A 1,238-nucleotide genomic window follows, 5' to 3' on the forward strand; every position below is an offset into this window, starting at 1 on the left:
GAAAGAAGCATTGTCTTTAAAGCGAAGGTAAAAGAAAGCGCAAAAGCGGGAGAAGAAATCGTAAATGAGGCGATTGTGGATGATACAAAGAATCTGCCAGAAGAGCCTTACGTACCGATTACCCCGCAATATAAAGATGGAAAAATTGAGGCGAGAAAAGAAGTAAGTAATCATGAACCGAAGCTAGGTGAGGAAATCGAATATCGAATTATTTTTAATAATACGGTGAAAGATGGAAAATTAGCCGAGGTGAAGATAGAGGATGAAATTCCAGCTGGATTAGAGTTTGTGCAAGGAAGCGAAAAGGCTGAAGGTGAAGAGCCAACACCAGTGGAGTTGAAAGTAGAAAATGGCAAGGTAACGGCAAAGTATTCAGAGATTATGGATACGAAAGAAAGAAGTATTGTCTTTAAAGTGAAGGTGAAAGATTCAGTTGCAATAGGAAAGGGTATTACAAATAAAGCGATTATTCATGTGGATGATCCGAACCATCCTATAACTGAACCGACAGCTAAAATTACCCCGCAATATAAAGACGGTAAAATTAAGGCTGATAAAAAAGTAAGTAAAAAAGATCCAAAGCTAGGGGAAGAAATCGAATACCGCATTTCATTTAGTAATACGGTGAAAGATGGAAAGCTAGCCGAGGTGAAGATAGAAGATGAAATTCCGTCTGGTTTAGAATATGTGAAGGATAGTCTAAAAGCAGAAGGTGATAAGCCAGAGCCAGTAGAGTTGAAAGAAGAAGCTGGCAAAATTATCGCAAAGTATGAAAATATCACTGATAGGAAAGAAAGAAACATTGTCTTTAAAGTGAAAGTGAAAGATGATGTGGAAGTGGACAAAGCAATTGTGAATAAAGCGATTGTGGATGATTCACAAAATCCAGTAGAGCAACCAGAAGTAGAAATTATCCCGCAGTATAAAGACGGTAAAGTGAAAGCTGGTAAAAAGGTAAGTAAAAAAGGTCCAAAGCTAGGAGAAGAAGTGGAGTACCGAATTAGTTTTAAAAACACGGTAGAAAACGGAAAACTAGCAGAGGTGAAAATTGAGGATCAATTACCAACTGGTTTAGAGTATGTGAAGGATAGTTTAAAAGCAGAAGGTAATGAACCGAGTCCAGTAGAGTTAAAAGAAGAAGCTGGGAAAATTACAGCGAAGTATGAAAACATTACTGATACAGCGGAGCGTAGTGTTAGCTTTAAGGTGAAAGTAACGGAAGCAGCAAAAGTCGGCAA

At 38.0% G+C, this 1,238-nt stretch carries 1 protein-coding gene; it reads left to right on the plus strand.

The window, feature by feature from the left end:
• A partial coding sequence (locus MR113_RS27150; protein ID WP_242257475.1) for an isopeptide-forming domain-containing fimbrial protein occupies window positions 1-1,238 on the plus strand: 1,238 nt, incomplete at both ends.

It is taken from the genome of Bacillus cereus group sp. BfR-BA-01379, from assembly GCF_022663605.1.
Lineage (GTDB): Bacteria > Bacillota > Bacilli > Bacillales > Bacillaceae_G > Bacillus_A > Bacillus_A mobilis.